The organism is Vibrio sp. Vb0304, assembly GCF_033338995.1.
Lineage (GTDB): Bacteria > Pseudomonadota > Gammaproteobacteria > Enterobacterales > Vibrionaceae > Vibrio > Vibrio alginolyticus.
This window is the reverse complement of record NZ_JAWOTT010000255.1, coordinates 1-1,161: the sequence shown is the minus strand read 5'-3', so window position 1 is coordinate 1,161 and position 1,161 is coordinate 1. Positions and strand designations below refer to the sequence as shown.

At 44.4% G+C, this 1,161-nt stretch carries 1 protein-coding gene and 1 pseudogene; one reads left to right on the top strand and one right to left on the bottom strand.

Going from position 1 to position 1,161, the window contains the following annotated elements; translation table 11 throughout:
• Nucleotides 1–197: pseudogene (locus tag R7P35_RS25440) on the top strand (dihydroorotase); the annotation flags it as partial.
• A gap of 88 nt (nucleotides 198–285) precedes the next feature.
• Here R7P35_RS25440 and R7P35_RS25435 read toward each other — a convergent pair.
• On the bottom strand, nucleotides 286–1,161 hold an 876-nt coding region (locus R7P35_RS25435), incomplete at its 5' end, for a DUF808 domain-containing protein (RefSeq protein WP_318093180.1).

Genomic DNA, 1,161 nt, shown 5'->3' with positions numbered 1-1,161 from the left:
TTGAAAAAGAAGGCAAGTTGGAAAACTTGGAAGCGTTTGCAAGCTTCAACGGTCCTGATTTTTACGGTATTGCGCGCAACGCAGATACGGTGACGCTAGAAAAATCAGCTTGGGATGTTCCTGAATCCATGCCATTTGGCAACGACATCGTTGTGCCTATTCGTGCAAACGAACAAATTGAGTGGAAAGTGAAGTAATCGCTTCACGTAAATAATGTGCATAAAAAAGGGCCATGACGTTCTCCGCATTAGAGACAGCATGGCCCTTTTTCATTTTATATGTGGATTATTTACCGCGAAGCTTTTCTACCACCGTCCATACAGCAACCACAATCAAACCCGCTACAAAACCGATAATGCCGTTAAGCAAAATAGGCAGAATCGCTGTAGCAACCGAATGACCACTAAAGTTCATAATAATCGGTTCTACAAAGTGGTGAATGGCTGGCACGTTATGCACTACAATCCCGCCACCGACTAAAAACATCGCAGCAGTTCCCACAATCGTTAACAACTTCATCAGCTTTGGTGCAAAAGCAACTAAAGCACTGCCAACTTTCGCCATCCAGCCCTTACCTTTTGAGCGAATTTCAAGGTAGAAGCCCAAGTCATCCAATTTCACGATGCCTGCTACTAAGCCATAAACACCAATGGTCATGATGACCGCAATTAAGCTCACCACTAAGATTTGCGTCACAAGACTCGCACCAGTCACGGTGCCCAACGCAATCACAATAATTTCCGCTGAGAGAATAAAATCGGTTCGAATCGCACCTGCAACTTTTCGCTTTTCGTAATCCTCTAACGACTCGCCCGTATCCACAAGCTCTTCTTTTTCTTCATGGGGATGTGAGTGTGGAAACAGTTTTTCGAGTACTTTTTCAGCCCCTTCAAAACAGAGAAACAAACCGCCGATTAGTAGCAATGGCATGATCAACCAAGGAATAATTGCGCTAATCAATAATGCAGAAGGCACCAAAATCAGTTTGTTTTTAAATGAACCTTTGGCCACCGCCCAAACTACTGGAATTTCTCGCTCAGATGCGACACCCGAGACCTGCTGAGCGTTTAACGCTAAATCATCACCCAATACACCTGCGGTTTTTTTTGCCGCCATTTTTGACATCAACGCAACATCATCCAATACCGCGGCAATATCATC